Origin of the sequence: Pseudomonas sp. MYb118 (assembly GCF_040947875.1) — a bacterium.
Taxonomy (GTDB): domain Bacteria; phylum Pseudomonadota; class Gammaproteobacteria; order Pseudomonadales; family Pseudomonadaceae; genus Aquipseudomonas.
In genome coordinates, this window is record NZ_JBFRXN010000002.1 from 1,536,100 (window position 1) to 1,561,620 (window position 25,521).

At 54.5% G+C, this 25,521-nt stretch carries 26 protein-coding genes and 2 pseudogenes; 24 read left to right on the forward strand and 4 right to left on the reverse strand.

Going from position 1 to position 25,521, the window contains the following annotated elements:
- Nucleotides 1-71: 71 nt before the first annotated feature.
- The 5 genes from ABVN20_RS12955 (at nucleotide 72) to ABVN20_RS12975 (ending at nucleotide 3,121) form a co-directional block, all read left to right on the forward strand.
- Nucleotides 72-806: a metallophosphoesterase gene (locus ABVN20_RS12955; protein WP_368556061.1), complete on the forward strand. Its 735-nt coding sequence runs from the start codon at nucleotides 72-74 to the stop codon at nucleotides 804-806.
- Between the two features lie 75 nt (nucleotides 807-881).
- Complete coding sequence (locus ABVN20_RS12960) at nucleotides 882-1,199, forward strand: hypothetical protein (RefSeq protein WP_033901845.1); 318 nt, start codon at nucleotides 882-884, stop codon at nucleotides 1,197-1,199.
- 98 nt (nucleotides 1,200-1,297) lie between these two features.
- A complete protein-coding gene (locus ABVN20_RS12965; RefSeq protein ID WP_175385222.1) occupies nucleotides 1,298-1,795 on the forward strand; it encodes a hypothetical protein in 498 nt (165 codons plus the stop codon).
- Between the two features lie 81 nt (nucleotides 1,796-1,876).
- Nucleotides 1,877-2,506, forward strand: a complete 630-nt coding sequence (locus tag ABVN20_RS12970; RefSeq protein ID WP_368556063.1) for an HAD family hydrolase — start codon at nucleotides 1,877-1,879, stop codon at nucleotides 2,504-2,506.
- A gap of 315 nt (nucleotides 2,507-2,821) precedes the next feature.
- Entirely contained in the window at nucleotides 2,822-3,121 is a 300-nt protein-coding gene (locus ABVN20_RS12975) for an antitoxin Xre/MbcA/ParS toxin-binding domain-containing protein (RefSeq protein ID WP_368556064.1), read from the forward strand.
- A gap of 104 nt (nucleotides 3,122-3,225) precedes the next feature.
- Here ABVN20_RS12975 and arsN2 read toward each other — a convergent pair whose 3' ends face one another.
- Nucleotides 3,226-3,687, reverse strand: coding sequence for an arsenic resistance N-acetyltransferase ArsN2 (gene arsN2, locus ABVN20_RS12980; RefSeq protein WP_368556066.1), 462 nt, complete (start codon nucleotides 3,685-3,687; stop codon nucleotides 3,226-3,228).
- 127 nt (nucleotides 3,688-3,814) lie between these two features.
- Here arsN2 and ABVN20_RS12985 point away from each other — a divergent pair.
- The 7 genes and pseudogenes from ABVN20_RS12985 to ABVN20_RS13015 all read left to right on the forward strand — a co-directional run bounded on the left by ABVN20_RS12985 (nucleotide 3,815) and on the right by ABVN20_RS13015 (nucleotide 8,692).
- A pseudogene (locus tag ABVN20_RS12985) lies at nucleotides 3,815-4,238 on the forward strand (arsenate reductase ArsC).
- A gap of 8 nt (nucleotides 4,239-4,246) precedes the next feature.
- The gene (locus ABVN20_RS12990) at nucleotides 4,247-4,591 is read left to right on the forward strand and encodes a metalloregulator ArsR/SmtB family transcription factor (protein WP_368556067.1); all 345 of its coding nucleotides are present in this window, start codon (nucleotides 4,247-4,249) and stop codon (nucleotides 4,589-4,591) included.
- A gap of 24 nt (nucleotides 4,592-4,615) precedes the next feature.
- Nucleotides 4,616-5,899, forward strand: a complete 1,284-nt coding sequence (locus tag ABVN20_RS12995; RefSeq protein ID WP_368556068.1) for an arsenic transporter — start codon at nucleotides 4,616-4,618, stop codon at nucleotides 5,897-5,899.
- Nucleotides 5,900-5,915: 16 nt separating this feature from the next.
- Entirely contained in the window at nucleotides 5,916-6,386 is a 471-nt protein-coding gene (locus ABVN20_RS13000; RefSeq protein WP_003395039.1) for an arsenate reductase ArsC, read from the forward strand.
- A gap of 47 nt (nucleotides 6,387-6,433) precedes the next feature.
- Complete coding sequence (arsH, locus tag ABVN20_RS13005; RefSeq protein WP_017337071.1) at nucleotides 6,434-7,147, forward strand: arsenical resistance protein ArsH; 714 nt, start codon at nucleotides 6,434-6,436, stop codon at nucleotides 7,145-7,147.
- A gap of 20 nt (nucleotides 7,148-7,167) precedes the next feature.
- The gene (gene arsC, locus ABVN20_RS13010) at nucleotides 7,168-7,590 is read left to right on the forward strand and encodes an arsenate reductase (glutaredoxin) (protein WP_368556070.1); all 423 of its coding nucleotides are present in this window, start codon (nucleotides 7,168-7,170) and stop codon (nucleotides 7,588-7,590) included.
- Between the two features lie 32 nt (nucleotides 7,591-7,622).
- Nucleotides 7,623-8,692 (forward strand): annotated as a pseudogene (locus tag ABVN20_RS13015) (ArsO family NAD(P)H-dependent flavin-containing monooxygenase).
- 26 nt (nucleotides 8,693-8,718) lie between these two features.
- On the opposite strand, the gene ABVN20_RS13020 reads toward ABVN20_RS13015, so the two are convergent.
- A complete protein-coding gene (locus ABVN20_RS13020) occupies nucleotides 8,719-9,279 on the reverse strand; it encodes an arsinothricin resistance N-acetyltransferase ArsN1 family B (RefSeq protein WP_236383502.1) in 561 nt (186 codons plus the stop codon).
- Between the two features lie 677 nt (nucleotides 9,280-9,956).
- On the opposite strand from ABVN20_RS13020, the gene ABVN20_RS13025 reads away from it, so the two are divergent.
- The gene (locus ABVN20_RS13025) at nucleotides 9,957-10,322 is read left to right on the forward strand and encodes a hypothetical protein (RefSeq protein ID WP_368556072.1); all 366 of its coding nucleotides are present in this window, start codon (nucleotides 9,957-9,959) and stop codon (nucleotides 10,320-10,322) included.
- A 477-nt stretch (nucleotides 10,323-10,799) separates the two neighbouring features.
- On the opposite strand, the gene ABVN20_RS13030 is transcribed toward ABVN20_RS13025, so the two are convergent.
- Complete coding sequence (locus ABVN20_RS13030; protein WP_368556073.1) at nucleotides 10,800-11,126, reverse strand: four-helix bundle copper-binding protein; 327 nt, start codon at nucleotides 11,124-11,126, stop codon at nucleotides 10,800-10,802.
- 420 nt (nucleotides 11,127-11,546) lie between these two features.
- Here ABVN20_RS13030 and ABVN20_RS13035 point away from each other — a divergent pair, with 420 nt between their 5' ends.
- From ABVN20_RS13035 to copD, 5 genes are all read left to right on the forward strand, one after another.
- Nucleotides 11,547-11,756, forward strand: a complete 210-nt coding sequence (locus tag ABVN20_RS13035) for a co-regulatory protein PtrA N-terminal domain-containing protein (RefSeq protein ID WP_368556074.1) — start codon at nucleotides 11,547-11,549, stop codon at nucleotides 11,754-11,756.
- A gap of 148 nt (nucleotides 11,757-11,904) precedes the next feature.
- Nucleotides 11,905-13,770 (forward strand): copper resistance system multicopper oxidase, encoded by a 1,866-nt coding sequence (locus ABVN20_RS13040; protein WP_368556076.1) that lies wholly within the window; start codon nucleotides 11,905-11,907, stop codon nucleotides 13,768-13,770.
- A gap of 10 nt (nucleotides 13,771-13,780) precedes the next feature.
- Nucleotides 13,781-14,722, forward strand: coding sequence for a copper resistance protein B (locus ABVN20_RS13045; protein ID WP_368556077.1), 942 nt, complete (start codon nucleotides 13,781-13,783; stop codon nucleotides 14,720-14,722).
- A 73-nt stretch (nucleotides 14,723-14,795) separates the two neighbouring features.
- Nucleotides 14,796-15,179: a copper homeostasis periplasmic binding protein CopC gene (copC, locus tag ABVN20_RS13050; protein ID WP_007247295.1), complete on the forward strand. Its 384-nt coding sequence runs from the start codon at nucleotides 14,796-14,798 to the stop codon at nucleotides 15,177-15,179.
- A gap of 2 nt (nucleotides 15,180-15,181) precedes the next feature.
- Entirely contained in the window at nucleotides 15,182-16,117 is a 936-nt protein-coding gene (gene copD, locus ABVN20_RS13055; RefSeq protein ID WP_368556078.1) for a copper homeostasis membrane protein CopD, read from the forward strand.
- Nucleotides 16,118-16,165: 48 nt separating this feature from the next.
- On the opposite strand, the gene ABVN20_RS13060 is transcribed toward copD, so the two are convergent.
- The gene (locus ABVN20_RS13060) at nucleotides 16,166-16,603 is read right to left on the reverse strand and encodes a DUF411 domain-containing protein (RefSeq protein WP_368557704.1); all 438 of its coding nucleotides are present in this window, start codon (nucleotides 16,601-16,603) and stop codon (nucleotides 16,166-16,168) included.
- 280 nt (nucleotides 16,604-16,883) lie between these two features.
- On the opposite strand from ABVN20_RS13060, the gene ABVN20_RS13065 reads away from it, so the two are divergent.
- The 6 genes from ABVN20_RS13065 (at nucleotide 16,884) to ABVN20_RS13090 (ending at nucleotide 25,387) form a co-directional block, all read left to right on the forward strand.
- On the forward strand, nucleotides 16,884-17,567 hold the full coding sequence (locus ABVN20_RS13065) for a heavy metal response regulator transcription factor (RefSeq protein ID WP_368556079.1): 684 nt from the start codon (nucleotides 16,884-16,886) through the stop codon (nucleotides 17,565-17,567).
- Nucleotides 17,564-18,952, forward strand: coding sequence for a heavy metal sensor histidine kinase (locus ABVN20_RS13070; protein WP_368556080.1), 1,389 nt, complete (start codon nucleotides 17,564-17,566; stop codon nucleotides 18,950-18,952). Before ABVN20_RS13065 ends, ABVN20_RS13070 begins: the two co-directional genes overlap by 4 nt.
- Nucleotides 18,953-19,053: 101 nt before the next feature.
- On the forward strand, nucleotides 19,054-19,395 hold the full coding sequence (locus ABVN20_RS13075) for a hypothetical protein (RefSeq protein ID WP_368556082.1): 342 nt from the start codon (nucleotides 19,054-19,056) through the stop codon (nucleotides 19,393-19,395).
- 99 nt (nucleotides 19,396-19,494) lie between these two features.
- Nucleotides 19,495-20,751, forward strand: a complete 1,257-nt coding sequence (locus ABVN20_RS13080) for a TolC family protein (RefSeq protein ID WP_368556083.1) — start codon at nucleotides 19,495-19,497, stop codon at nucleotides 20,749-20,751.
- Nucleotides 20,748-22,232 carry an efflux RND transporter periplasmic adaptor subunit gene (locus tag ABVN20_RS13085; protein ID WP_368556085.1) on the forward strand — a complete coding sequence of 495 codons (1,485 nt, stop codon included), beginning with the start codon at nucleotides 20,748-20,750 and terminating at the stop codon, nucleotides 22,230-22,232. The genes ABVN20_RS13080 and ABVN20_RS13085 overlap by 4 nt, the downstream gene beginning before the upstream one ends.
- Entirely contained in the window at nucleotides 22,229-25,387 is a 3,159-nt protein-coding gene (locus tag ABVN20_RS13090; protein WP_368556086.1) for an efflux RND transporter permease subunit, read from the forward strand. The genes ABVN20_RS13085 and ABVN20_RS13090 overlap by 4 nt, the downstream gene beginning before the upstream one ends.
- Nucleotides 25,388-25,521 lie beyond the last annotated feature (134 nt).

Consider the following 25,521-nt stretch of genomic DNA (forward strand, 5'->3'; position numbering starts at 1 on the left):
GCCTCGCCGCGTCCGGGCGACCGGCCAGGGAGTGATCAATTTATTAGAAAGTCGACGTCAGCAGGCTAGGGATGAAGCTTCACATACTGTCTGATTTACATTGTGAGTTCGCCGATTTCGTCCCCCCTGTGGTGGACTGTGACGTGGTCGTATTAGCCGGCGACATCCACGTGAAGTCCAGGGGGGCCAGATGGGCCAGCCTGGCCTTCAGCACGCCTGTCGTCTACGCCATGGGCAATCATGAGCACTACAGCGGGAATATAGATCGAACTCACGGCAAGCTGCTTGACGCTGCTGAGGCGCACGTCCACGTCTTGGAAAATCAGGTTTTAGAGTACGGTGATGTGCAGTTTCTCTGTGCTACGGCTTGGACAAGCCTGGCCGCGACCGGAGACCCAGTAGCTGCTTCTTGGTGTGCTCGTGACTCACTGAATGACTTTCGCGCTATCCGTGTCGGTGAACAGTATCGGCGTTTGCGCCCTGACGACCTGATCGCGAGAAATCGAGAGACGAAGGAGTGGTTAGAGGCTCAGCTGTCGCTGCCATTCAACGGTAAGCGTGTAGTTGTGACTCACCATCCGCCTCTTATGAAGTTCGTGAGTGACCAAGGAGCCGATCCTCACTTGCGAGCAGCCTATGGAAACAATTGGGATGGCCTGATGGATTTCAAGATCAATCTATGGATCTTTGGCCATACCCACGAAGCTGTGGATGAGGTTGTTAATGGCGTCCGGTTTGTGAGTAATCCTCGTGGTTATCCCACCGAAGAAACTGGCTTTCGGCCAGACCTAGTTGTCAGTGTATGAAGACTGATTGGGCTGCCGTCGTTTAGCTTTTTCAGTAAGTGAGTAGGTTTCAAATTCGAACGTGATGGAGAATCCATGAGTTGTCTGAATTCCCAGGACTGGACGGCTGAGGGCGGAATACGACTGCCCAGTCTGGTGTCAGCTAAGTTGGCGATCGCGCAGGCCCATGATTGGGGTGCACTAGTGGACGCGTACCTGGTAGATGCAGCTGAAGTTGGCGATCGTTTCGTTGCGTATGTGTATGGCGATCTTTCAGGGCAACTGGTTGATGGGATGACAATTGTCACACCACCTAGTGAAGTGATAGCGGAGGTTGAAGGCATGGCGTTATTGCGGACAGTGTCAGGCAACGATCATTACGTCATGGTCAGCCGATTGCCTGCCGCCGCTTGAGTGCCCCCGCGTCATCGAGGCCGCTGTCTCAGCCTGCTTCATTAGGCCCCACCGTCATCTAATCCATTAATAGTTAATGTGTGTTTAAGGGAAGAAGCATGTCCGAGTTAAAGAAATTGACATTGACTGTTAAGAACTATGATGCTCAAGCGAGCGGTGATCTAGACGCTCTCTATCGACGTGTTAGATATGAAGATGAGCACGGCGCTACTCTCTATTTCAAAGAGGTTGTGATGCTGAAGTACCTTGCGAAGCATGGTGCTTTGGCGACTGATGTTCCGCGAACTTGGTACTATAAGCATGCCTCAAAGAAATCGATAATTGTTGTCGCTTTTGAGAAGGCTGGTGGGAAAGTTGAGTGCGACTTGGATGATCTGCGAATTATTGCAAGGTCGACTTTGGTAAAGGGTGTGGTTATTTCGCTAGCAGCGGTTCCAGCTGGGATTATTGCTGCAACGGCAACCTTTGGAGTTGGGCTTGTCATTATTCCTATGTTTTTGTGGTATGGGTACAGGAACGTCTTCAAGCTTCCGAAAATGCTGGGTCGAAAAACGCTGGTGGATGAATTTTCAAAATTTGGCGTTACTCTTCGGTAGCTTGGTTTTTTGGTTGTTGAACTTGATTCTCGTTAGAGTGGCTGGCTGTCTTGCGGACGCTGAACAGCGAAGGAAACTCAGATGAAGACCAACGCCGTTATCTTTGACGCCTTCGGAACGCTGGTCGAGATACAGCAGCCGACACATCCGTTTCGACAGTTGCTTCGAGAGGGGCGACGCCAAGGCCGCTTGCCTCGCGCTAATGACATTCGAACGATCATGACCCGTTGCCTTTCTCTAAGCGAGGCTGCGCTGGCCTTTGGTATCAAGATCTCGCCCTCCCAACTCGCATTTCTTGATCAATGCTTGGAGGAAGAGCTGGCAAGCATTCAGCCTTATCCAGACGCGGTTGAGGCCGTTGGGCTACTGCAAGCTGCAGGGGTGAGACTGGCCGTATGTTCAAACCTGGCAATGGCCTACGGCCCCGTAGTGGAAAGGATTTTCCCGCACCTTGGGGCCTATGGTTTCAGCTATCGTCTTGGTGTTATGAAACCGCAAGCCGCCATCTACCAGCACACCTGCGATCTGCTTAATGTCCGGCCAGAAAATGAGCTCAGCGGTCAGAGGCGGATCGTCATGATTGGCGACTCAGAAAGGTGTGATCGTGATGGGCCTGGCCAGATCGGTATCAAGGGTTACCTGTTGCGCAGGAATGGAGACGGGGCTTCCAATCTTTCCCATTTCGCACTGTCAGTGTTGAGTAATAGGTAGCTGCGAGCAGAACTTCAATTCGATGGTAAGCGTTGTGCCTGAATTACAGGGCCACGCCACGAGCTGGGCCTGTCCACACGTGCGAACGGGTCAGTAGGTGGAGAGGCTAAGTGCCCAGAACGATGCTTAAAAGCGCGCCTGCAGACCCAGGCGTCGATCAAGGCAGCCAAGTTAGGACGGTGAGTGAGCCTCGAAGGCATGCGTGCAGATCATGGGTGTCCGGCACAATCGTTAAGGGTTAAAGGCGTTGTGTGGGGTGGAGGCCCCCTGCATAGAGTACGAGACGACCAGACCAGTATCACAAGAGGCTGAAGCATGAATGAGCTTAAAGTTGTCGAACGATGCGTTCGTTCCCAAACTGGCTGCTGGAGTGCTAAGTATCAATGTTTTCATGCGCGTTATGAGCATGTTTTCTCGATCGCGCTTGAAGTATTTGGAAGTCGGAAGAAGGCGCAGCGATGGCTTGTAGGATCTGCGGTAGGTGTAGGCCGTCAGACACCTTGCAGGGTACTGTGCACACCTATGGGTTTCACAATTATTCATGAGGAGCTTATGCGGCTTGACCACGGCATACGAGCCCTCCCATTTAGCCTGTTGTTGCGCTCTATCGAGTGAGGGGGGCGCCATCCCAGAAGCTGTACGATTCGTGATCCTGTGTGCCGAGCCTCACTGCCACATTTTTCCGATCTGGCCTCTCAGGCTATCGGTTGGGCAGACTGTCAGCCTTTGACGAGTGGTAACGCCTTGCACATGTAGCAAGCCGAGCCAGGGCAAAGCCCCCTGAACTGCTCCGTCTGTGAGATCAGAGGCGGCGCAGAGCCTCGCTGGTTTAGCGCGTAGCCCTGCTGTTCAAAAAAGCCTGATGCAGTTGTTGTCAGCAAATGAAATCGAGCGATTCCCTGCTTCGCAGCTATTGCTTCAATGACTCGAAGCACTTCAGCCCCAACCCCTTTCGATCTGTACGCCGGCTCCACGACCAGGGAGCGCAGCAATCCATCTGCCCCATGCGTTTCAAACCCTCCCCATCCAACAGTCTCACCATCCCGTGTGAATTCGAAAAAGGCTCGGTTCGGAAGGTCAATATCGTCTGATGGAAGATCAGCAGATTCCAGAGCGTCGAGAAAGCGCCGCCATTGCCCTCCGGCTAATTCCATTGCATGGATCATCATCTCCTCCTCCATCCTTTCATCTCCTTTGTGCTGCTTTGCATGAACTGCTACGGATCAAGCTAAGCGGCAATCATCATATTCGCTTTACCGAATATCTGCAAAATCGTATATTCGTTTTTCCATATGCATCGAGTCAGTCATGACCCCTGCTATCAAAGTGCTTTTCGTGTGCGTTTCCAACTCAGCCCGCTCCCAGCTTGCAGAGGCTTTGCTGCGTCCCCACCGACCCGCACTTCGAGGCCTTCAGCGCAGGGTCTGAACCGTCTGAGGTTGATCTGCGCACGACTCAAGCATTGGAGGCGGTTGGAGTCGATGCAACGGGCCTGCGCAGCAAGTCCATCAGCGAATTTCAAGCTGATCGATTCGATTACGTAATTACTCTTTGTGATAAATCCGCAAGCGAGTGCCTACCAATGCCCAATGAAGGTGAAGTCATTGCCTGGGATTTTCCTGACCCAGTAACTAGCGATGATCCTGGCGAATTTCGCCACACGCTCCACGACATCCACGAGCGCATCAAGCTCTTCGTTTTGGTCAAGACCAAACACCTGGAGGATCTGTGACAGAACCCATGAACCCCACCACCTTATTCAAGTGCCTGGCGGATGACACCCGAGCAAAAATTTCGCTGCTTGTCGTGAGTGAAGGTGAGCTGTGTGTTTGCGAGCTAACGGCAGCACTCGACCTGAGTCAGCCGAAGATTTCTCGTCATTTGGCGCTGCTGCGCTCTGCCGGTTTGCTGTTGGATCGTCGCCAAGGCCAATGGGTGTACTACCGGCTGAATCCCGATTTGCCCACGTGGGTGACTGCAGTTTTGAAGGAAGTGGTAGACGCCAATCAGCAATGGCTGGAAACCGAGGCTAAGCGCCTCTGCGGCATGAACAACCGTCCGATCAACCAAGCCGTGTGTAGCTGATTCACGCCCAACCGGATTAATGAAATGCTGATTGCCGTATTGATCTTTATCGCCACCATCGTCCTTGTCATCTGGCAGCCCAAGGGGCTTGGGGTTGGCTGGAGTGCGATGTTCGGTGCCATCGTGGCGTTGCTGGCAGGTGTCGTTACCCTTGCCGACATACCAGAGGTTTGGCGCATAGTCTGGAACGCTACCGGAACGTTCATCGCGGTGATTATTATTAGCCTGTTGCTTGATGAGGCAGGCTTTTTCAAATGGGCTGCGCTGCATGTCGCCCGATGGGGAGGCGGGAGCACCCGCAAGCTGTTCGCATTTATCGTCCTGCTGGGCGCAGCGGTGTCGGCCCTGTTCGCCAATGATGGAGCAGCATTGATCCTCACACCCATTGTGATCGCGATGTTGTTGGCGTTGCGTTTTTCTCCTGCGGCTACTTTGGCATTCGTCATGGCAGCCGGTTTTATCGCCGATACGGCGAGCTTACCGCTGGTGGTTTCCAACCTGGTCAACATCGTTTCTGCCGACTACTTCGATATCGGCTTCAACGAATATGCATCGATCATGGTGCCGGTAAACATCGTCAGCGTGGCGGCGACGTTAGCCATGCTGTTGTGGTTTTTCCGCAAGGATTTACCAAAGACGTATGACCTCAACCAACTGGACAACCCGGACGAGGCAATCCACGACCGGGCCACTTTCGTAGCTGGCTGGTGGGTGTTGGCACTACTCCTGATCGGCTTCTTTGTCATTGAGCCACTGGGGGTGCCAATCAGCGCCATTGCAGCGGTCTGTGCATTCATTCTTTACGTCATCGCGGCTCGTGGTCACGCCATCAACACAAGCAAGGTGCTCAAAGAGGCGCCATGGCAGGTGGTGATTTTTTCTTTGGGTATGTATCTGGTTGTTTATGGCCTGAAGAACGCCGGCCTGACCGACCACATCGCGCAGATCCTGAACGTGTTCGCCGGTTATGGAGTTTGGGGCGCGTCCCTTGGTACAGGGCTGCTGACAGCGTTGCTGTCTTCGATCATGAACAACATGCCCACCGTTCTTGTAGGCGCCTTATCCATTCATGCTGCCGAAGTCGATGGTGTTGTCCAGCAATCGATGGTTTACGCCAACATCATCGGCTGCGACCTGGGCCCGAAGATCACCCCAATTGGGAGCTTGGCAACTCTGTTGTGGTTGCACGTGCTCGCCCGGAAAAACATAACGATCAGCTGGGGTTACTACTTCAAGACCGGGATCGTGCTGACCGTGCCGATCCTCGTCGCCACATTGTCCGCCCTGGCACTGCGCCTCAGTTTTTGAATCAAGGAATCGTCTGATGAAAGTCTTGTTCATGTGCACCCACAACAGCTGCCGCAGCATTCTGTCCGAGGCGCTTTTCAACCACTTGGCGCCCGAGGGTGTAGAAGCCGTCAGCTCAGGAAGCTTTCCCAGTGGCCGGGTGAATCAACGGGCATTGCAAACGCTGGAGGCGGCGGGTATCTCCACTGCGGGCTTGAGCAGCAAGGCTTCGGATGCTTTTGAAGGTTCGCCTCCAGACATCGTGATCACTGTCTGTGACCGGGCAGCGGGTGAGGCATGCCCAATCTTCTTTGGGCCAGCTTTGAAGGCGCATTGGGGTCTGGCCGACCCGTCTGACGCTAGCGGGTCGGAAGCCGAGATCACCGCAGCGTTTGAAACCACACTCGCCAAAATTCACGAGCGCGTGAGCGCATTTCTTGCGCTGCCACTGAAGACCATCAGCGCTGAACAGTTGAAAGCTGAACTGAATCGCATCGGTTCGCTTTAAAGATCAACCGAGGCGGTGCCCAACCTAGCGCCGCCGTAGGAGTTTTTATGCAAGATACATTGCCGAACGTACACGCCGACCTGATCGACATTCCATCGTTGGAGCAACTGGAGCCGCGTACACCGTCACTCCATAAGCCTCGAATCTTGCTTCTGTATGGATCGACGCGAGAGCGCTCTTTCAGCCGATTGGTGACTCAGGAAGCAGCCCGTTTGTTGGAGGAGTTTGGCGCCGAAACCAAAATCTTCGATCCCTCGGGTTTGCCGCTGCCGGACGATGCTCCGGATACACATCCCAAAGTCGCGGAATTGCGCGAACTCATGCAATGGTCTGAAGGACAGGTGTGGTGTTCGCCTGAACGGCACGGCTCCATGAGTGCAGTATTCAAAGCCCAAATTGACTGGGTTCCGCTGGCGATTGGCGCTGTACGACCTACGCAAGGCAAAACCCTTGCTGTGATGCAAGTCTGCGGCGGCTCGCAATCTTTCAACGTGGTGAATCAGCTGCGCGTACTGGGTCGATGGATGCGGATGTTCACCATCCCAAACCAATCTTCGGTGGCAAAGGCGTTCACCGAGTTCGACGAGGCAGGTCGTATGAAACCGTCCTCGTACTACGACCGACTGGTGGACGTGATGGAAGAGCTGATGAAGTTCACCCTGCTGTTGCGGGATCGCCAGGATTATCTGGTTGATCGGTACTCCGAGCGCAAAGAGTCCGCCGAAGAGCTTTCCAAACGCGTCAACCAGCGCTCCATCTAACGTCAGTGCGAGGAAACTGTATGAGCCAGATCACGATCTATCACAACCCGCAATGTGGCACCTCTCGCAACACCTTGGAGCTGATCCGCAACAGCGGAGAAGAGCCGACTGTTATCGAGTACCTACAGACCCCACCTGACCGCACCACGCTTGTCAGGTTGATCAAGGATATGGGTATTGAGGTGCGGGCCCTGCTTCGCATCAAAGGCACTCCTTACGAGGAGTTGGGACTGGGCGATACGTCACTTACTGATGATCAGCTCATCGATGCCATGATGGCTCACCCCATCCTGATCAATCGTCCTATCGTCGTGACGCCCTTGGGCACACGCTTGTGTCGACCGTCAGAGGCAGTCCTCGACCTTCTGCCGCAAGAGCAGCGCGGCAGCTTCGTCAAAGAAGACGGACAAGTCGTCATTGATGAGAATGGCCGCAAGGTTTAAACCGATGTAAAGCAGATGGGCCTGGGGGGACTCTGGTGAATCAAAACTCGAAATTTGATGTAGTGGTCATTGGCGGTGGCCAATCCGCGCTCACCGTAGCCTATTTCTTGAGGCGTACAGGCCTTTCCTATGTATTACTCGACGCCGAGTCAGCACCGGGAGGGGCCTGGCGGCATGGGTGGGATTCTCTCCGACTATTCTCCCCGTCTGCTTGGAGCTCAATTGCCGGCTGGCCCATGCCAGCAGTATCCGAGGGGACTCCTGGGCGGGACGATGTTATCGACTATCTAACTCTGTACGAGCGTCGATATGACTTTCCCATCATCCGATCCACGCGGGTAAACCGTGTCGAGAAAATCGAAGACGGATTACGGGTTGTCTCCGAGCACACACCTTGGGAGGCCAAAGCGGTTATCAGTGCAACAGGCACTTGGAGCCGCCCATTTATCCCAAGCTATCCCGGACAGGAGTTGTTTGTAGGGCAGCAGCTTCATTCCGCTCATTACGTTGGGCCGGATGAGTTTGAGGGGAAAACTGTCCTTGTCGTCGGTGGTGGCAACTCGGGAGCCCAGATTTACGCCGAGGTTTCCAAAGTGGCTCAGGCAACCTGGGTAACTCAAGAAGTCCCAAAGTTTCTACCTGATGAGGTTGATGGGCGCGTCCTGTTCGAACGAGCTACAGCTCGATTGAAGGCGCAACAGGATGGTGTGGAGCCTGAGCAGCCCGCTGGAGGTTGGGCGACATCGTAATGGTGTCATCGGTGAAAGACGCTCGTGAACGCGGTGTATTGAGAGCGGTACGGCCATTCACGCACTTCACTTCGACAGGCGTTGTGTGGTCATCAGGAGACGAAACAAAGGTGGACGTTATCATCTGGTGCACGGGATTTTCTCCCGCGCTCGACCACCTGAGCAGCCTGGGCGTTGTAGGCCTGGACGGTAAAGTGGCTGTGGACGAAAATCGAAGTGTTGCGTCACCCAATTTGTGGCTGGTGGGTTACGGCGATTGGACGGGGCTCGCCTCTGCGACATTGATCGGAGTAACCCGCACCGCTCGGGATGTAGTCAACCAAGTCCAAAGCTATCTCACTAGCGAACCCTGATGTCTCGCGACGCAAATCGAGTGTGCCTACTGTGATGCGACTTCAAGCTCAGGAAAGAGAATAGGCTCCAGTGGAGGAGTTGCCGGACACAGCCCGAGTCGCCAGTAGCCGACGTCGTGCCATTTCCCAAGCTTGAAGCCTACCTCCGGATATGTGCCGATGTGGACGAACCCCAGCGACTCATGCAGGCCCACACTTCCTTCATTGGGCTGCGCAATTCCGGCGTACGCTGCGCGAAATCTCTGCTTATCAAGAATCGGAAGCAAGGTCTCATAGAGTTCACGGCCAACACCCTGACGGCGAGCTGACTCTGCTATGTACACCGTCACGTCAACAGCCCATCGGTAGGCCGGACGAGCCCTGTGCTGGCTTGCGTAGGCGTAGCCCTTGATCTCGCCATCCTCTTCAGCCACTAGGTAGGGATATGTCTGAAGTGTCGTCGCTATCCGCTGAGCAATTTCCTCAACGCTTGGCGGGGTCTCTTCGAATGAGATCGCTGTATTTAGAACAATGGGAGCATAAATGCGCTGGATGGCTTCTGCGTCGGTGATTACTGCCGTACGAATTTTCAAGCCCTTTACAGCCATCGTGAATGATCTCTCGTTGAATAGCCGTCGTTCGGCACTCGGAATCTAACTACACTCACCGCAGCGATGCATTTCTGACTGAAGCCGGTGACTGGTATGACTTAGAGGCAGAAACGACCGGCATGGCCAATGTACCTGTTGGGCGCGCTCGTAGGCGATTAAAATTCGCATTTGGTGAATCGAAACTCATAAATGTTAGCGTTTTCGCCTGATTTAAAGCATTTTTTATAGGTTTTCGAGGATTTTTGAGTGAACACTCAGATTGACAAATAGGCAATTTATTTACCGTTCGTCGGCAATGTCCATTTTGTTTTCACCCCCCCCTCTTGAAAATTTTTAAGCGAGACGGAGTTCTTATATTTGAGAGCAAAGGAAAAGCTGCAGTGGCGCGGACACCGATTTCCTCAGCGGACACCTCTGGCTTTTACTTCTGTTTTTCACGGCTTTTCAGTGGCACGGTTTGGGGACTGAGACGGTGTTCAAGGCTAGCATGGTGAGGCCGGGGCCTACGGGGAGTCGTTGCTTCTCTTTGCAGCCGCAGGCTGCTGCTTATGCTTTGTTTACAAACAACACAGCTAATTTTTTAAGAACACAACATATTGTGGTTATTTCTCTTTAAGTTTGGAATATCAACAATATGTAGTGTCTGGATTTGATTTTTGGTGGGGCGACGATTGATGGAGTTAGACTCGGCGTTAGAAGTCAGCATCTGGACAGCCGCTGGGCGCACATATCGCTCCAATCTTCAATCAGTCATTGAGCAAGCGTTAGTTGAGTACAAGCGGCAGCCGGGTCTCGACGACCTTACCCGTCTGCATGCGAGCACAGCAGGCCAGGACGGTCTTATTGCCCTGAGGACTGCACTGTCGAAACGAATGCCGGAGACAAGCGGTTGCGATCGTGGTAACTACCTCAACTACCAGGAGCTCAGACGCCGCCTGCGCTGGCACATTGTGCAGCACTTGCAGCAACGTATGATCAAGGACGGCTCGGCCACGCCGGCAATGCGTGATGACTATCTGAGCACCGATCTTGGGCTTTAACGGATCTTGTTCTTCAACGGATCTTCGGCTTTGGCGGGGTCTGCAAAGTCAATCAGCAGCGACGGTGTGCTGTAACTGTCGTGGTCAATCTGGGCCTGTAAACCTACTTTTTGATCTGTAAAGCATGGTGGTTAACAGTGCAAAAAAGAGGCTTACAGTATCCACGGCTGGAGTGGTGAGCGTTTGCGCACCAAGTGCTTATTGTACCAGTCCATGGCTCTGCTGAGCCGTGTCAGGATCTTCATAAACAGTTTTATGATGTCTACTAAAGCGACAGAGATGCTGTAGCCATTGTTGAGCAGAGCTTGGGGCTGAGGGAAGGCTTGCATTGAGCGACTGCTTTCCTTTCGCACGCAATGTCCATATTTATCCGTTGCGTTGCCGCCCTAAGGCCGTGTCGGTTTTTTTCAACCTAGTGACCACCCCATCATTCAATGGTTGGCCACTAGGTTGATGATTTCTTGGCCAAAGGAAGACTCAAGCAGCCATTGATTCGCATGCTTGTGCGCAAGCTAAACACGCTTTGGAGCAGTTCTGGCAATGTTCTGTTTCATGAGTGCCGCACTCCTGACCGCATGCCCTACAAATCTTTGCGCAAAGCATACAAATCTCATTCGCGAAGGGGCTTCCCCGCGCCATTAAGGTCGCTGCGAGCCTACAGATATCTGCACAATCCCTATCGAGCTTTATGCAGTTCGCCATCATCTTAACGTCCTGCTCTTCCAGACAGGCTGACGCGCAAGTTTCACAGGCCAATGCGCAGCGCAGGCATTCTGAAATGCAATCTTCATAGCTACTGTTCATAACCAATTCTCCGAGGTCGACGGTCGATTCAGTTGATGTACTTTTCTTGAAGGTACACTCCGTCCGACCCAAGCAGATTGGCTGGGTTTCGAGAAAAAAATTACAGTTTTGTAAGGTAGGCGAACCTTCGCTATTCAGCTTGCCTCATCAAGCCGGCACTCTCTGTCATAGATCTGGAGATTCAGCTTTCCATGCAGGCGCATGCATTGCGTGGAGCAGGTGGACGGCTGGATTAGATCGTCTGCGATCTAAGCCACCTTTGGCGCTCCCGTTATGTTGATCAGTCCCGGCTAACGCCGCTGTCAAAATTGTAATCGCAGGCTAAGCCTGCTGACAGGTGCAAGCCCCCATCATCCTCACTGAGCCGATGCTCAGTCTCTCTGGACTACCTGAGAGCTAATTCTGTTGAGGAGATGCGCCATGAAAGCAACCAAAGTTCTAATTCTTACATTCAGTTTGGCTATATCGTCGCTGGCGTTTGCTGAGGGCGGTGGCGACCGTGCAGCTGAGCGCATGGAGCGAGCCCGCGAGACGGCGATGTCCACGCTCACCCCGAGTTCGGGAACACAGCCGAAGGAGGACGTTGCGCAGGACAAACCTGTGGCTGAAAAGCCAAACCATCAATGCTGAGTCACCCAGCTTACGGAAATGTAATTACCTCGTTTGCTGGCTTGTGGCATCTTCGATGTAGGAAATCGCCCACGCGATCAAGAGATTGAATCCTCGGAACGTGCGCAGTAGTGCGCGCCTCCCTCCGACTGATGGGACACGAATCGGTATGCACTCCAACACCTCTCGGCGCACCTTCGTAAAAGGCCTCACCGCAGGCGGAATTCTTGCGGGCTTAGGGCTCTGGCGCAACCCTGTATGGGCTGCGCCTGGCCTTGGGGAAGCGAACGTCCTGTCAGGAACGGAGTTCGACCTGTTTATTGGCGAAACACCGGTAAACATTACAGGCAATCGCCGTACAGCGCTGACGATCAATGGAGGGCTTCCGGGGCCCCTCCTGCGCTGGCGTGAGGGTGACACGGTAACTTTGCGCGTCAAAAACCGCCTGAAGGACATGACTTCCATTCACTGGCACGGGATCATTCTCCCCGCCAATATGGATGGTGTACCTGGCCTTAGCTTCCACGGGATTGAGCCGGACGGTACATACGTCTATCAATTCAAGGTCACCCAGAATGGAACGTACTGGTATCACAGTCATTCCGGCTTTCAGGAACAGGTCGGTGTGTATGGCCCGTTAGTAATTGAAGCGAAAGACCCCGAACCGTTTGTGTATGACCGTGACTACGTCGTGATGCTCACCGATTGGACGGATGAAAATCCGGCCTCGTTGATGAATACGCTAAAGAAGCAGGCTGACTACTACAACACCCACAAGCGAACGGTTAGCGACTTTATAAATGACGTGGCTGACAAAGGTTGGTCAGCCACCGTTGCTGATCGCAAGATGTGGGCAGAAATGAAGATGAACCCCACTGACATCGCAGACGTCAGTGGCGCAACTTACACCTATTTGATGAACGGCCAAGCTCCTGATTCGAACTGGACAGGCACCTTCAAACCTGGCGAAAAACTCAGGTTGAGATTCATCAATGGTTCGGCAATGAGCTACTTCGACGTCCGTATTCCTGGGCTGAAGATGACTGTTGTGGCCGCCGATGGCCAGTATGTAAAACCCGTGAGCGTGGATGAGTTCCGAATAGCCACAGCTGAGACGTTCGATGTAATAGTCGAGCCCACCCAAGAAGCCTACACGTTGTTTGCCCAGTCGATGGATCGGTCGGGATATGCCCGAGGTACTTTGGCTGTTCGATCAGGCTTAGTCGCACCTGTACCCGAGCTCGATCCTCGTCCTCTCGTCACCATGGCCGACATGGGTATGGCGGGTATGGATCATGGCTCGATGGGGGGGATGGGCGATATGGCTGGGATGGATCACAGCAAAATGGCCAGCATGGGTGGCAGTTCGATGGATGGCATGTCGGGAATGGACGGCGGCTCAATGACATCAATGAACCACGGCGCTAAGCAGGATATGTCCGGCATGGAAGGCATGGCCGGAATGGATCACAGCAAAATGTCCATGGAAGGCATGGATGGGATGGGGGACATGCAGTCGCACCCCAAGACAGAAGCCAACAACCCTCTCGTAGACATGCAAGCAATGTCGACCTCACCGAAGCTTGACGACCCTGGTATGGGCCTTCGTGATAACGGTCGCAAGGTGCTGACATATTCCGATCTCAGGAGCACGTTTGAAGATCCTGATGGCCGTGAGCCAAGCCGAACTATCGAACTGCACTTGACCGGGCATATGGAGAAATTCTCTTGGTCATTTAACGGGGTGAAGTTTTCTGACGCCGAGCCGGTAAAACTGAAGTATGGCGAGCGAGTCCGGATCGTACTCGTAAATGACACCATGATGACGCACCCCATTCATTTGCATGGGATGTGGAGCGATCTTGAAGACGAAAATGGTCAGTTCCTTGTTCGAAAACACACCATCGACATGCCGCCAGGATCGAAGCGCAGCTACAGAGTCACCGCCGATGCGCTAGGTCGCTGGGCCTACCACTGCCATCTTCTGTATCACATGGAAATGGGCATGTTCCGAGAAGTGCGAGTAGATGAATAAGGGGACGACTATGAGCAACTATTTTTGTGGCACTCGCATTCACTCGGTTGTAGCTACGGTCGCTCTCAGCCTTGGCTTTGTTCTGCCGGCAGCCGCTGACACCACTCAGTCTGCAGACGACGGGCAAATGCAGGGCATGGATCACAGCCAGATGAAGAGCATGGATCATTCCCAAATGCAGGGCATGGATCATAGCCAGATGCAGGGGATGCAGCCCGCCAAGCAGCAGGGTCGAACTGAGAGCCGAACTCCAATACCCCCAATTACAAATGCTGAGAGAGCCGCAGTTTATAAAGCTCCTGGCGGCCATGAGGTTCATGACACCGCTCTTAACTCGTATTTCATTTTCGAAAAATTGGAATGGCAGGATGCTGATGAAGGAAGCGCGCTGAACTGGGAAGCTCAAGGTTGGATAGGCGGTGACGTGGATCGTCTATGGTTGCGTTCTGAAGGCGAGCGCACCAATGGGAAGACAGAGGAAGCCGAGATTCAAGCTCTGTGGGGGCACGCTATCAGCCCTTGGTGGGATCTCGTCGGAGGGGTTCGTCAAGACTTCAAACCAGGTGATCCACAAACGTGGGCGGCTTTTGGCATCCAGGGCTTGGCGCTCTACAACTTTGAAGCCCAGGCTACTGCTTATCTGGGCGAAGGTGGCCAGACTGCGGCGCGGCTGGAAGGAGACTACGACATCCTTTTGACCAATAAGCTCATTTTGCAACCTACTGCAGAATTCAATTTTTACGGGAAAAACGATCCCCAGCGTGGCATTGGCTCCGGGTTATCAGAAAGTGAGATTGGTCTGCGGCTCCGGTACGAGATCCGTCCACAATTCGCTCCTTACGTGGGCGTAACCTGGAATCGTAGTTATGGAAAAACGGCTGACTACGCCAGCGAGGAAGGCGAAGACAATAACGAAGCACGCCTGGTGCTAGGCGTTCGGGTCTGGTTCTAAACCAGAGTTAATGGCACCAAAAAAATAATTACTCAACCTCATTACAACAGCTATGCGCTGTGAGGAGCCTTGCATGTCGTTCTTGAAATCCTGCGTAGTGGCTGTCGCTCTTTCATCCGGTATTTTGCTGAGCTCGGTCGCTCAAGCTCACCCGAAGCTGTTGTCTTCGACTCCGTCAGAAGGCGAATCCGGTGCGGCCCCTTCCAAAATCGAACTGCATTTTTCCGAAAACCTGGTTACCCAGTTCTCTGGTGCCAAGCTGATCATGACTGACATGCCAGGCATGCCGAATTCACCTATGGGCGTCAAAGCCAGCGTAGCAGGCGGAAATGATCCGAAGACCATGGTAATCACGCCTTCATCACCCCTGACAACGGGCACCTACAAAGTAGAATGGCGGGCGGTATCGTCCGACACTCATCCAATTACCGGTGCCGTAACTTTCAAAGTGAAATAAGCATGAGCGACCCTTTGAATGTGGCGCTGCGCCTCGCGCTTTATCTGGATTTGATGCTCCTGTTCGGGCTCGCAGTGTTCGGGCTGTACAGCTTTCGCGGGAAAGAGCGCGTCTCGGGAACGGTGTTGCATTTTGGGTCGCTGCTGAGTGGGGCTGCCGTTATAGGCATTCTTCTTTCTGTGGCCACGTTCTTGGTCATGACAAAAAACATGAGCGGTGCGTCCAACTGGGCGGAGCTGTTACCCCACCTTGAAATGATGCTCTCTGAAACCGAGATCGGTTACAGCTGGATAGCACGTATGGTCTCGCTTGCGGTGGTGATAACCGCTGCAAGCCAAAGCACTCGGTTGCCATCGGCTAGTCTTTGGATAGCTACCGTAGCGGGCAGTATTGCCTTAGCTACGCTCCCATGGACAGGTCACGGGGCGATGGATGAGGGGGCTAGACGGTTCTGGCATTTCGCAGCAGATATTCTCCATTTACTGGCTGCTGGCGGTTGGATTGGCGCCTTGGCAGCCTTTGCTCTGATGCTGAGCATGAGGGGAGGCAATCCTGAGCAACTCGTACGGGTTTTGACTCGGGCGCTCAAGGGATTCGAAACAGCGGGCGGGTTCATTGTGGGTACGATCATACTCACCGGAGTCGCTAATTATCTTTTCATTGTCGGGCCGATCATTACAGAGGTAGTGACCAGTACCTATGGCATTCTCCTCCTAGCAAAAATCATATTGTTCGCTGGCATGCTCGGGCTCGCGACCCTCAATCGTTTCTACCTGAGCCCCTCACTGGAACGCTCTGTAAGCGGGGGTGATTATTCTTCCGCAGTCACGGCTTTGAAAAAGAGCGTGCTGCTCGAATCGACCTGTGCAGTTATCATTGTTTGCTTGGTGGCTTGGCTAGGAACGCTCAGCCCTTCAATCGAGATGGCCCAAGGGTAATGCCTAGGCAGGTCTGAGCAACACTGGTCGCTCAGAGCTGCGTGACGATCATTTCGGGTAGTCAGCGACCACCTCTTGCGCGCCATCCCTGGTGAGGCCCAGGACTTGGTAAGGTTGATGTTTCTGGCCATAGTCCATACCAGGCGAACCTGCTGGCATGCCTGGCACTGCAATCCCTACAAGGTCGGGACGATCATTCAACTTCTTAATGTCGTCCGCTGGAACATGGCCTTCTACGAATTTCCCACCAATAATGCCCGTGTGGCAGGACGCTAGTCCCTGCGGCACACCCAGCCCTTTATTGATAGCGCTCATATCGCTTTCCACATGGTCAGTCACCTTGAATCCATTGGATTCCAAGTGCTTGACCCACTCCTTACAGCATCCGCAATTCGCGTCACGGTGGACATCGATGCTGAGCTGCTCCGCAGCTTGTACAACGCCTATGAACATCAGCCCCGTGGCGAGTAATAACTTGCGCTTCATCATGTTGATGCCCTCTTTAACATTTCGTTGCGCGGTTGCTATATATGCCTTGGGCCGTTAACCATGGCCTCGCATCCGCACCGTTCCAAGGTAGGTTAAGCGCAAAAACTGATCATTGCCGATTACCTTTTCGTAAGCTGCCGTCTAGCTGCTTACGCCCTTCCATGCCATGGTGCCTGGGCGCTTTCTGTCAGCTGTCAGAGCGATTACATTTGCGTCAGCTTGCGCATCGTTGTCGGTTTCGTAGCACACTTGAGTTACGCACAGCTGGAGTTCCACCATGAAAATCCTGGTAGCAGAAGACGAACCCAAAACCGGAATGTATCTCCAGCAAGGACTTTTGGAGGCGGGTTTTAATGTCGACCGGGTGGTGACAGGCACGGAGGCATTGCATCAGGCGCTGAACGAGAGCTACGACCTTCTGATTCTGGACGTGATGATGCCTGGGTTTGACGGATGGGAGGTCATCCAAAGTGTTCGTGCGGCTGGAAGCTTGGTTCCCGTGTTATTCCTTACAGCCAGGGACGGAGTCGATGACCGCGTTAGAGGCTTAGAGCTTGGTGCAGATGATTATTTAGTTAAGCCGTTCGCGTTTTCTGAGCTACTCGCTCGCGTCAGAAGCCTTCTGCGTCGGGGGGCCGGTGCTCCCAATCTGACGTCTATCAAAATCGGCGATCTTGAAGTCGACTTGCTCAAACGTCGGGCCTCGCGCTCAGGTCAACGCATTGACCTGACAGCCAAGGAGTTTGCTTTGCTGGAACTGCTGATGCGCCGCAGAGGGGAGGTTCTCTCAAAGTCGCTCATCGCATCCCAGGTCTGGGATATGAATTTCGACAGCGATACCAACGTGATTGAGGTCGCCATTCGCAGGCTTAGGGCCAAGATTGATGATGATTTCGATACAAAGCTGATTCAGACCTCGCGAGGCATGGGCTATATGCTTGATGCCCCGGACTCAGAATGAAGCGCCCGTCTCTAACGCTTCGTCTAAGCCTGATGTTTGTTTGCGCTGTGGTAGCAGTGCTCATAGTAGCAGGCTTCACCTTCGACGGTTTCAGCCGGCATCACTTCAAGGCACTCGACCGGCAAGCTATGACGGAAAAGCTCGAATCAATTCGTCAAATCATGGACGGCGAAGCTGGCTCGGCTGACCGTTCGGATGTATTGCTTCAGTTACAAGCGTTATTGGGGGCGCACCAGGAACTCTCAGCCTCGATTGTCATGCAGGGAGGAAAAACGATCTTTGCGACCTCTAACGCAGCTCAGCATCCTTCTATTCCTCCCGATGCTCCTGATGATGATATGTGGGAGTGGACAGACGGAGGCCATCTTTACCGAGGAATGAAAGCCCAAGTTCACTTGGTGAATGAAGCAGGGCCACTGACGGCCTGGCTGAGTATGGATATCACAAGCCACATGCATTTCGTGGAGACTCTACGCTGGTGGTTGGTGATAGGTTTGGCGATAAGTGCATTGGTCAGCGCCGGCTTGGGTTGGTTGGTTGCGCGCAGCGGCCTAAAACCCGTCGCACGAGTGACGCAAGTCGCGGCTTCGATGTCGGCAGGATCGCTGAAAGAGCGCATTCCAATGGATTTTGTGCCTCGTGAGCTTGAGCTACTCGTCAGTTCGTTCAATGCCATGCTTGCCCGGCTAGAAGAGTCATTTTCTCGGTTATCTAATTTCTCAGCCGATATTGCCCATGAGCTTCGTACGCCAATTAGTAATCTGCGAACGCATACTGAAGTCATCCTCACAAAAAAGCGTGCGCCAGAAATATATGAGGAGAATCTTTACTCCAATCTGGAAGATCTCAACCGACTTTCAAGCATCATCGATGGCATGCTCTTTTTAGCGAAGTCTGATAACGGTCTGGTTCTACCCGCGAAAGAAAAAGTCGAACTGCGGTCGGTGGTGGAGAAACTCTTGGAGTATTACCAACTGCTGGCAGATGACACCGGTCTGAAGCTACAGGTCATTGGACACGGTGAGGTGCGTGGTGACAGGACTATGCTGGACAGGATGGTTTCCAATTTGCTATCGAATGCGATCCGGTACACGCCCTCTGGTGGCACCATTTCTGTGAACATCGAACCGTCCGGCAGCATGATCAGTTTATCAGTGCAAAATCCTGGTGAACAAATCGCCGCTGAACATCTGCCTCGGTTGTTTGATCGGTTTTATAGGGTTGACCCTGCACGAAGGGAAAGCTCTACAAACAATGCAGGGCTGGGTTTGGCAATCGTAAAATCGCTGGTAGATGCGCATGACGGAACTGTTGGGTGTGTCTCCATAGATGGTCGGACGACTTTTACGATCAGCCTGCCTGCTTGGTCTACTGCTCGTGAGTGAAACGCTCGGAATCTTTCCGAAGTCAGAGCTATCAAGTCGAAGCTTTGACGTTTGGCCTGTTCAATTGTAAGGGCGGTTCGCACCAACTACACTCCAGTTCTATGAAACGCTACCTGCGGTTTTGCATCCTTTTCCTGATCAGCTTGACGCTTCCCCTGTCTGGGATGGCGGGCGTGCAGGCACCCACAGAACCTTGCCCGATGAAGACCATGGGAATGGCAATGATGGATGACATGGGAATGGACTGCTGTAACGACATGAAAAGCCCGACAGAGCATGGAAAACCGTGCAAGCCGGGCCAGGAGTGCAAAACTGGCGGCATGCTTCAAGTTTCGATCTTGAAGCCTCCTGTGACCGTATTCAGCCCCGTAGTGGCTTCCTTCTTCATTAAATCCCTACCCATACAGACCCCATCCGGGGTATGGCGACCGCCTCGCGTTTGATTCCTGTCCCACATTGAGCCTCATTCCGCATTAGCGGGATGGACTAGCTGCGCGCATGTCTTTTGACGCGTGCAGTGGATGATTACAGGAATCGTAAACATGAACTCCAAGTGCAATTGCACAGGCTGGTCTCTCGTGGCTGGCCTAGCGGCAAGCGTGCTGGCATTGCCGAGTTTCGCTGCCGCATTGACGCTCGATGAAGCTTTGCGGCTGGCAGAAAACAATGCGCCGTCGCTGACCGCACAAGACGCCAAAATTCAGGCTGCCAGCAGTGCAGCCATCCCTGCTGGTGAATTACCTGATCCCAAGCTCTTGGTGGGGGTGCAGAACTACCCCATCGGCGGCCCGGATCGTTGGAGTATCGACCAAGACTTCATGACCATGCAGATGGTCGGGGTCAGGCAGGAGGTGCCCAATAGCGACAAGCGCAAAGCGCGTATCGCAGTCGCCGATGCAGCTATTGATCGTGCCTCTGCGGAGCGTCTAATCGAGCGTCTGAAGGTGCGCCAGTCCACGGCGTTGGCCTGGATCAACAGCTACTCGGTTGAGCGCAAAGATGTGCTGTTCCAAGACTTCTACAAAGAAAACCGCCTTCTGAGCGATACCGTCCGGGCCCAAATTGCCGGTGGCCGGGCTCAACCCGCCGATGCGGTGACACCCAAGCAAGAAGCAGCTCAACTGGCGGAGCAGCAGGACGATCTGATTCTGCAGAGAGCGCAGGCTCGTGCGGCCCTCAAACGCTGGATTGGCTCCGCCGCCAACGACAAGCCTGTGGGCAGCTTGCCTGAATGGCCGGTCGACACCTCAATTTACTCTCATAAGGTGCAACACCACCCCGAGTTGGCAGCGTTCGCGCCGATGACCCGCGAAGCGCAAGCCAAAGTTCATGAAGCCGAAGCGGAAAAGCAGTCGGACTGGAGTTGGGAGCTTGATTATCAGCATCGTGACCGTCAGTTCGGCGACATGGTCAGCGTTCAACTTTCCTGGGATCTACCGCTATTTCCAGACTCTCGCCAAAATCCCAAGATTGCTGCCAAGCAGGCTGAACTCAACCAGCTGGAGGCCGAGCGCGAAGCTCTGTCACGCGAGCATACCCAGCAACTCGAAAATGAACTGGCCGACTATGAGCGTCTGGATCGTGCCGTGCGCAGAAATCAGAACAGCCTGTTGCCGCTGGCCAAGGAAAAGGTCGAACTCAGCATGGCCAGTTACCGTGCAGGCAAGGGCGATTTAAACGCGGTTGTTGCCGCCCGACGTGAACTCATCGAAGCCCGCCTCAAACAGATCGACGTAGAAGAGCAGCGAGCGCTGACCAGTGCGCGTCTGTACTTCGCTTATGGGGAGTCCAGCCAATGATCCTAAAAAAATGGAACGGGGCATTGTTGGTAGGCGTCTCGCTGGCATTCGGGGTTGCCGGGGGGTACTGGTTCGCGCATCAACGCGTGAGCGGAGTACTTGGTGCCAGCCCGGAGCAGAGTCCCAACTCCTCAGAGGAACGCAAGGCTCTGTATTGGTACGATCCCATGTACCCGCAGCAAAAATTCGATAAGCCGGGTAAATCCCCTTTTATGGACATGCAACTGGTTCCTCAGTACGCCGGTGGCGCAGGAGATCGTGCGACCGTCAGTATCGATCCGAGTCTGACCCAGAATCTCGGTCTGCGGTTTGCAACAGTCACCCGTGGAATCTTTGACTCCAGCCTTGATGTGACGGGTGTCTTGGCGTTCAACGAACGAGATGTTGCGGTGATACAGGCACGCACCCCTGGCTTTGTGGAACGGGTCTATGCCCATGCTCCCGGTGATGTGCTCAAGGCCAACGCGGCCCTGGCAGATATCCTGGTGCCGGAGTGGGCGGCTGCCCAGACAGAGTTCCTTGCCATTAAGCACAACGGTGATGCTGACCTATTGGCTGCGGCCCGACAGCGACTGCGGCTCACAGGGATGCCAGCTGCGCTGATCACCCAGGTAGAGCGCAGTGGCAAAGTCCAGCCGAACCTGACCCTCACCAGTCCTATCAGCGGCGTGCTGCAAGAGCTGAATGTACGTGCGGGTATGACCGTGTCGGCTGGCGATACTCTGGCCCGCGTCAATGGCTTGAGCAGTGTCTGGTTAGCCGTGGCCGTTCCAGAATCGGATTCCAGAGCTATCACCGTGGGGCAGGCAGTCGAAGCGCGTCTGCCAGCCTTCCCAGGAACTACACTTAGCGGCAACGTCAGCGCGATTTTGCCCGAGACCAATCCGGACAGCCGCACACTTCGGGTACGTGTCGAGTTACCCAATCCGGACGGGCGTCTCAGGCCGGGTTTGACGGCGCAAGTACGCCTGAATCGTTCGACCGAGCAAAGTGTATTGTGGGTGCCGAGTGAGGCGGTGATTCGCACTGGCCGACGAGCGCTGGTGATGCTCGCCGAAGACGCTGGCCGCTACCGCCCCGTGGAGGTGCTCCTTGGGCAGGAAAGCGATGGCAAAACTGCGATAGTGAAAGGTCTGGAAGCAGGCCAGAAGGTGGTTACATCTGGCCAGTTCCTGCTCGACTCGGAGGCCAGTCTTAAAGGCATTGTTGCTCGCACGGATGAAGAGTCGGCACCCAGTGAAACAGCCTCCAGTTTTCATGAGGCTGATGGTCAGATCGTTGAGATCAACGACAAAGAAGTCACGCTCGCCCACGGCCCTTTCAAGACGCTGGGTATGCCTGGCATGACGATGACTTTCCCTCTCGCTAGTCCGGCGCTGATGCAGGGCCTCAAGGCTGGTGACAAGGTTCGGGTCGCGGTGAGCCAGACCGATGATGGCTTGCGTGTTGAACGCCTGGATAAATCGGGGAGCCAGCCATGATTGCTGCCCTGATTCGTTGGTCAGTGGCCAACCGATTCCTAGTGCTACTCGCGACACTGTTTGTCACCGCTTGGGGTATCTGGTCGGTGCAAAGCACGCCCATTGATGCGTTGCCAGACCTCTCCGATGTACAGGTGATTATCCGCACCCCTTATGCAGGACAAGCGCCGCAGATCGTCGAGAACCAGGTCACCTATCCGTTGGCCACCACCATGCTCTCGGTGCCGGGGGCCAAGACCGTGCGTGGTTATTCCTTCTTTGGCGATAGTTTTGTCTACGTGCTGTTCGAAGACGGCACTGACTTGTATTGGGCTCGCTCGCGGGTGTTGGAGTACCTGAGTCAGATACAAAGCCGCTTGCCGGCCAGCGCCAAACCGGCGTTGGGGCCGGATGCGACGGGGGTGGGTTGGATCTTTCAGTACGCACTGGTGGATCGCAGTGGCGGGCACGATTTGGCACAACTTCGCGCTCTTCAGGACTGGTTCCTCAAGTTTGAACTCAAGACCCTACCGAACGTTGCGGAAGTGGCCACCGTGGGAGGCATGGTTAAGCAATACCAGGTGCAGCTTGATCCGCTCAAACTGGCCAGCCTCGGCATCACTCAGTCTGAGGTGACCGATGCTATCGGCAACGCCAATCAGGAAACCGGTGGTGCGGTGTTGGAGATGGCAGAGACCGAGTTCATCGTGCGTGCTTCCGGCTACCTGAAGACACTCAATGACTTTCGGGCGATCCCGCTGAAGCTGGGCTCGGGCGGTGTGCCGGTGACCCTTGGCGATGTCGCCACGATCCAGCTGGGGCCGGAAATGCGGCGTGGCATCACCGAACTCGACGGTGAGGGCGAGACCGTCGGCGGCGTGGTGATTTTGCGCAGCGGCAAGAATGCTCGCGAGACCATTGCTGCGGTCAAGACCAAACTCGACGAGCTGAAAAAAAGTTTGCCGTCTGGGGTGGAAATCGTCACCACCTACGACCGCAGCAAGCTGATCGACCGCGCTGTTGAAAACCTCAGCCACAAGCTGATCGAAGAGTTCATTGTCGTCGCGTTGGTCTGCGGAATCTTCCTCTGGCACCTGCGCTCATCCCTGGTGGCGATCATCTCCCTGCCGGTGGGTGTGTTGATTGCCTTCATCGTCATGCGCTACCAAGGCATCAACGCCAACATCATGTCCTTGGGCGGGATTGCCATCGCCATTGGCGCTATGGTCGATGCCGCTGTGGTGATGATCGAGAACGCCCACAAGAAGGTTGAGGCATGGCACGCGGCCAATCCGGGGGAAGAACTGAAGGGTGAACGTCATTGGCATGTAATGACCGAAGCGGCGGCAGAGGTAGGCCCCGCGCTGTTCTTCTGTTTGTTGATCATCACCCTGTCGTTCATTCCGGTGTTCACGCTGGAAGCTCAGGAAGGAAGGTTGTTCGGCCCTTTGGCTTTCACTAAGACCTACGCCATGGCGGCAGCGGCGGGATTGTCAGTGACCTTGGTGCCCGTGCTGATGGGCTACTGGATTCGAGGACGAATCCCCAGTGAGCAACAGAACCCGTTGAACCGGTGGTTGATACGGATCTATCAGCCAGCCCTGGACGCAGTCTTGCGTCGACCAAAGATCACAATGGTGGTGGCACTGTTGGTGTTTGCCAGTGCGCTATGGCCAATGTCCCGTTTGGGCGGCGAGTTTCTCCCCCCGTTGGACGAGGGCGATCTGCTCTATATGCCTTCAGCCCTGCCGGGATTATCGGCGCAGAAAGCGGCGCAATTGCTGCAGCAGACCGACCGCCTGATCAAGACCGTGCCCGAAGTCGAACACGTCTTCGGTAAAGCGGGGCGCGCCGAAACCGCCACCGACCCGGCACCGCTGGAGATGTTCGAAACCACTATCCAGTTCAAGCCACACGAGCAATGGCGCCCAGGCATGACCCAGGAGAAACTGGTGGAAGAACTGGATCGAGTGGTACGAGTTCCAGGGCTGACCAATATCTGGATACCGCCGATTCGCAACCGTATCGACATGCTGGCCACCGGGATCAAAAGCCCCATCGGAGTAAAAGTTGCCGGCACAAACCTGACCGAGATTGATGCAGCAACTCAGGCTGTCGAGCGGGTGGCCAAGGATGTACCCGGTGTCAGCTCGGCTCTGGCCGAGCGACTGACCGGTGGCCGCTATATCGATGTAGATATCGACCGCAAGGCCGCCGCCCGCTACGGACTGAATATCGCTGATGTGCAGTCCATTGTGGCTGGCGCTATCGGTGGTGAAAACGTAGGGGAGACAATCGAAGGTCTCGCACGTTTCCCGATCAACGTACGTTACCCACGGGAGTGGCGTGACTCGCTCGGCGCCCTGGAGCAGTTGCCGATCTACACCCCGCTAGGCAGCCAGATCACCCTTGGCACAGTGGCGAAGATCAAGGTCAGCGACGGGCCGCCGATGCTCAAGAGCGAGAACGCACGGCCTTCAGGATGGGTGTACATCGATGTGCGTGGTCGGGACATTGCATCGGTGGTCGCCGATCTACGCCGGATCGTCAATGAGCAGGTCAAGTTGCAGCCCGGTATGAGCCTGAGCTACTCAGGACAGTTCGAATTTCTGGAACGGGCCAACGCACGACTCAAGCTGGTGGTGCCTGCCACGCTGCTGATCATCTTCGTGTTGCTCTACCTGACCTTTGCCCGATTCGATGAGGCCTTGCTGATCATGGCCACATTGCCATTCGCACTGACTGGTGGAGCATGGTTTCTCTATCTATTGGGATTCAACCTGTCGGTCGCCACCGGAGTCGGCTTTATCGCCTTAGCCGGGGTTTCTGCCGAATTCGGCGTGATTATGTTGCTCTACCTAAAAAACGCCTGGGCCGAGCGTGAAGACCTCGGCGACAGCACTGAGCGCGGGCTGCTGGCGGCGATTCGTGAAGGCGCTGTGCAGCGCGTTCGACCCAAGGCCATGACCGTGGCCGTGATCATTGCCGGTCTGTTACCCATCCTGCTGGGCAGCGGCACCGGAAGCGAAGTCATGAGTCGCATCGCCGCTCCGATGGTCGGCGGCATGGTCACGGCCCCCTTGCTTTCGCTGTTTGTCATTCCGGCAGCGTATCGCCTGATGCGTCGCCGTCATCCCCAAGATAAACCCAACCCATCTCAAGGAAAAGTCGTTTGAAATTGACCCTGATTGCAGTGGCTAGCACAGTAGTTATGCTGTCGATTTCTCTCAAGAACAGCCGATTGCATTGCTCTTGACCGGCTGTTTGTATACGTGTTGCCCAGTCTAGGTACGAGCCTGACGCGCCTCTG

Coding starts and splice junctions, on each gene's coding strand:
- ABVN20_RS12955 (WP_368556061.1), top strand. CDS start 72: ATGAAGCTTCACATACTGTCTGATTTACATTGTGAGTTCGCCGATTTC.
- ABVN20_RS12960 (WP_033901845.1), top strand. CDS start 882: ATGAGTTGTCTGAATTCCCAGGACTGGACGGCTGAGGGCGGAATACGA.
- ABVN20_RS12965 (WP_175385222.1), top strand. CDS start 1,298: ATGTCCGAGTTAAAGAAATTGACATTGACTGTTAAGAACTATGATGCT.
- ABVN20_RS12970 (WP_368556063.1), top strand. CDS start 1,877: ATGAAGACCAACGCCGTTATCTTTGACGCCTTCGGAACGCTGGTCGAG.
- ABVN20_RS12975 (WP_368556064.1), top strand. CDS start 2,822: ATGAATGAGCTTAAAGTTGTCGAACGATGCGTTCGTTCCCAAACTGGC.
- arsN2 (WP_368556066.1), bottom strand. CDS start 3,687: ATGGAGGAGGAGATGATGATCCATGCAATGGAATTAGCCGGAGGGCAA.
- ABVN20_RS12990 (WP_368556067.1), top strand. CDS start 4,247: ATGAACCCCACCACCTTATTCAAGTGCCTGGCGGATGACACCCGAGCA.
- ABVN20_RS12995 (WP_368556068.1), top strand. CDS start 4,616: ATGCTGATTGCCGTATTGATCTTTATCGCCACCATCGTCCTTGTCATC.
- ABVN20_RS13000 (WP_003395039.1), top strand. CDS start 5,916: ATGAAAGTCTTGTTCATGTGCACCCACAACAGCTGCCGCAGCATTCTG.
- arsH (WP_017337071.1), top strand. CDS start 6,434: ATGCAAGATACATTGCCGAACGTACACGCCGACCTGATCGACATTCCA.
- arsC (WP_368556070.1), top strand. CDS start 7,168: ATGAGCCAGATCACGATCTATCACAACCCGCAATGTGGCACCTCTCGC.
- ABVN20_RS13020 (WP_236383502.1), bottom strand. CDS start 9,279: ATGGCTGTAAAGGGCTTGAAAATTCGTACGGCAGTAATCACCGACGCA.
- ABVN20_RS13025 (WP_368556072.1), top strand. CDS start 9,957: ATGGAGTTAGACTCGGCGTTAGAAGTCAGCATCTGGACAGCCGCTGGG.
- ABVN20_RS13030 (WP_368556073.1), bottom strand. CDS start 11,126: ATGAACAGTAGCTATGAAGATTGCATTTCAGAATGCCTGCGCTGCGCA.
- ABVN20_RS13035 (WP_368556074.1), top strand. CDS start 11,547: ATGAAAGCAACCAAAGTTCTAATTCTTACATTCAGTTTGGCTATATCG.
- ABVN20_RS13040 (WP_368556076.1), top strand. CDS start 11,905: ATGCACTCCAACACCTCTCGGCGCACCTTCGTAAAAGGCCTCACCGCA.
- ABVN20_RS13045 (WP_368556077.1), top strand. CDS start 13,781: ATGAGCAACTATTTTTGTGGCACTCGCATTCACTCGGTTGTAGCTACG.
- copC (WP_007247295.1), top strand. CDS start 14,796: ATGTCGTTCTTGAAATCCTGCGTAGTGGCTGTCGCTCTTTCATCCGGT.
- copD (WP_368556078.1), top strand. CDS start 15,182: ATGAGCGACCCTTTGAATGTGGCGCTGCGCCTCGCGCTTTATCTGGAT.
- ABVN20_RS13060 (WP_368557704.1), bottom strand. CDS start 16,603: ATGAAGCGCAAGTTATTACTCGCCACGGGGCTGATGTTCATAGGCGTT.
- ABVN20_RS13065 (WP_368556079.1), top strand. CDS start 16,884: ATGAAAATCCTGGTAGCAGAAGACGAACCCAAAACCGGAATGTATCTC.
- ABVN20_RS13070 (WP_368556080.1), top strand. CDS start 17,564: ATGAAGCGCCCGTCTCTAACGCTTCGTCTAAGCCTGATGTTTGTTTGC.
- ABVN20_RS13075 (WP_368556082.1), top strand. CDS start 19,054: ATGAAACGCTACCTGCGGTTTTGCATCCTTTTCCTGATCAGCTTGACG.
- ABVN20_RS13080 (WP_368556083.1), top strand. CDS start 19,495: ATGAACTCCAAGTGCAATTGCACAGGCTGGTCTCTCGTGGCTGGCCTA.
- ABVN20_RS13085 (WP_368556085.1), top strand. CDS start 20,748: ATGATCCTAAAAAAATGGAACGGGGCATTGTTGGTAGGCGTCTCGCTG.
- ABVN20_RS13090 (WP_368556086.1), top strand. CDS start 22,229: ATGATTGCTGCCCTGATTCGTTGGTCAGTGGCCAACCGATTCCTAGTG.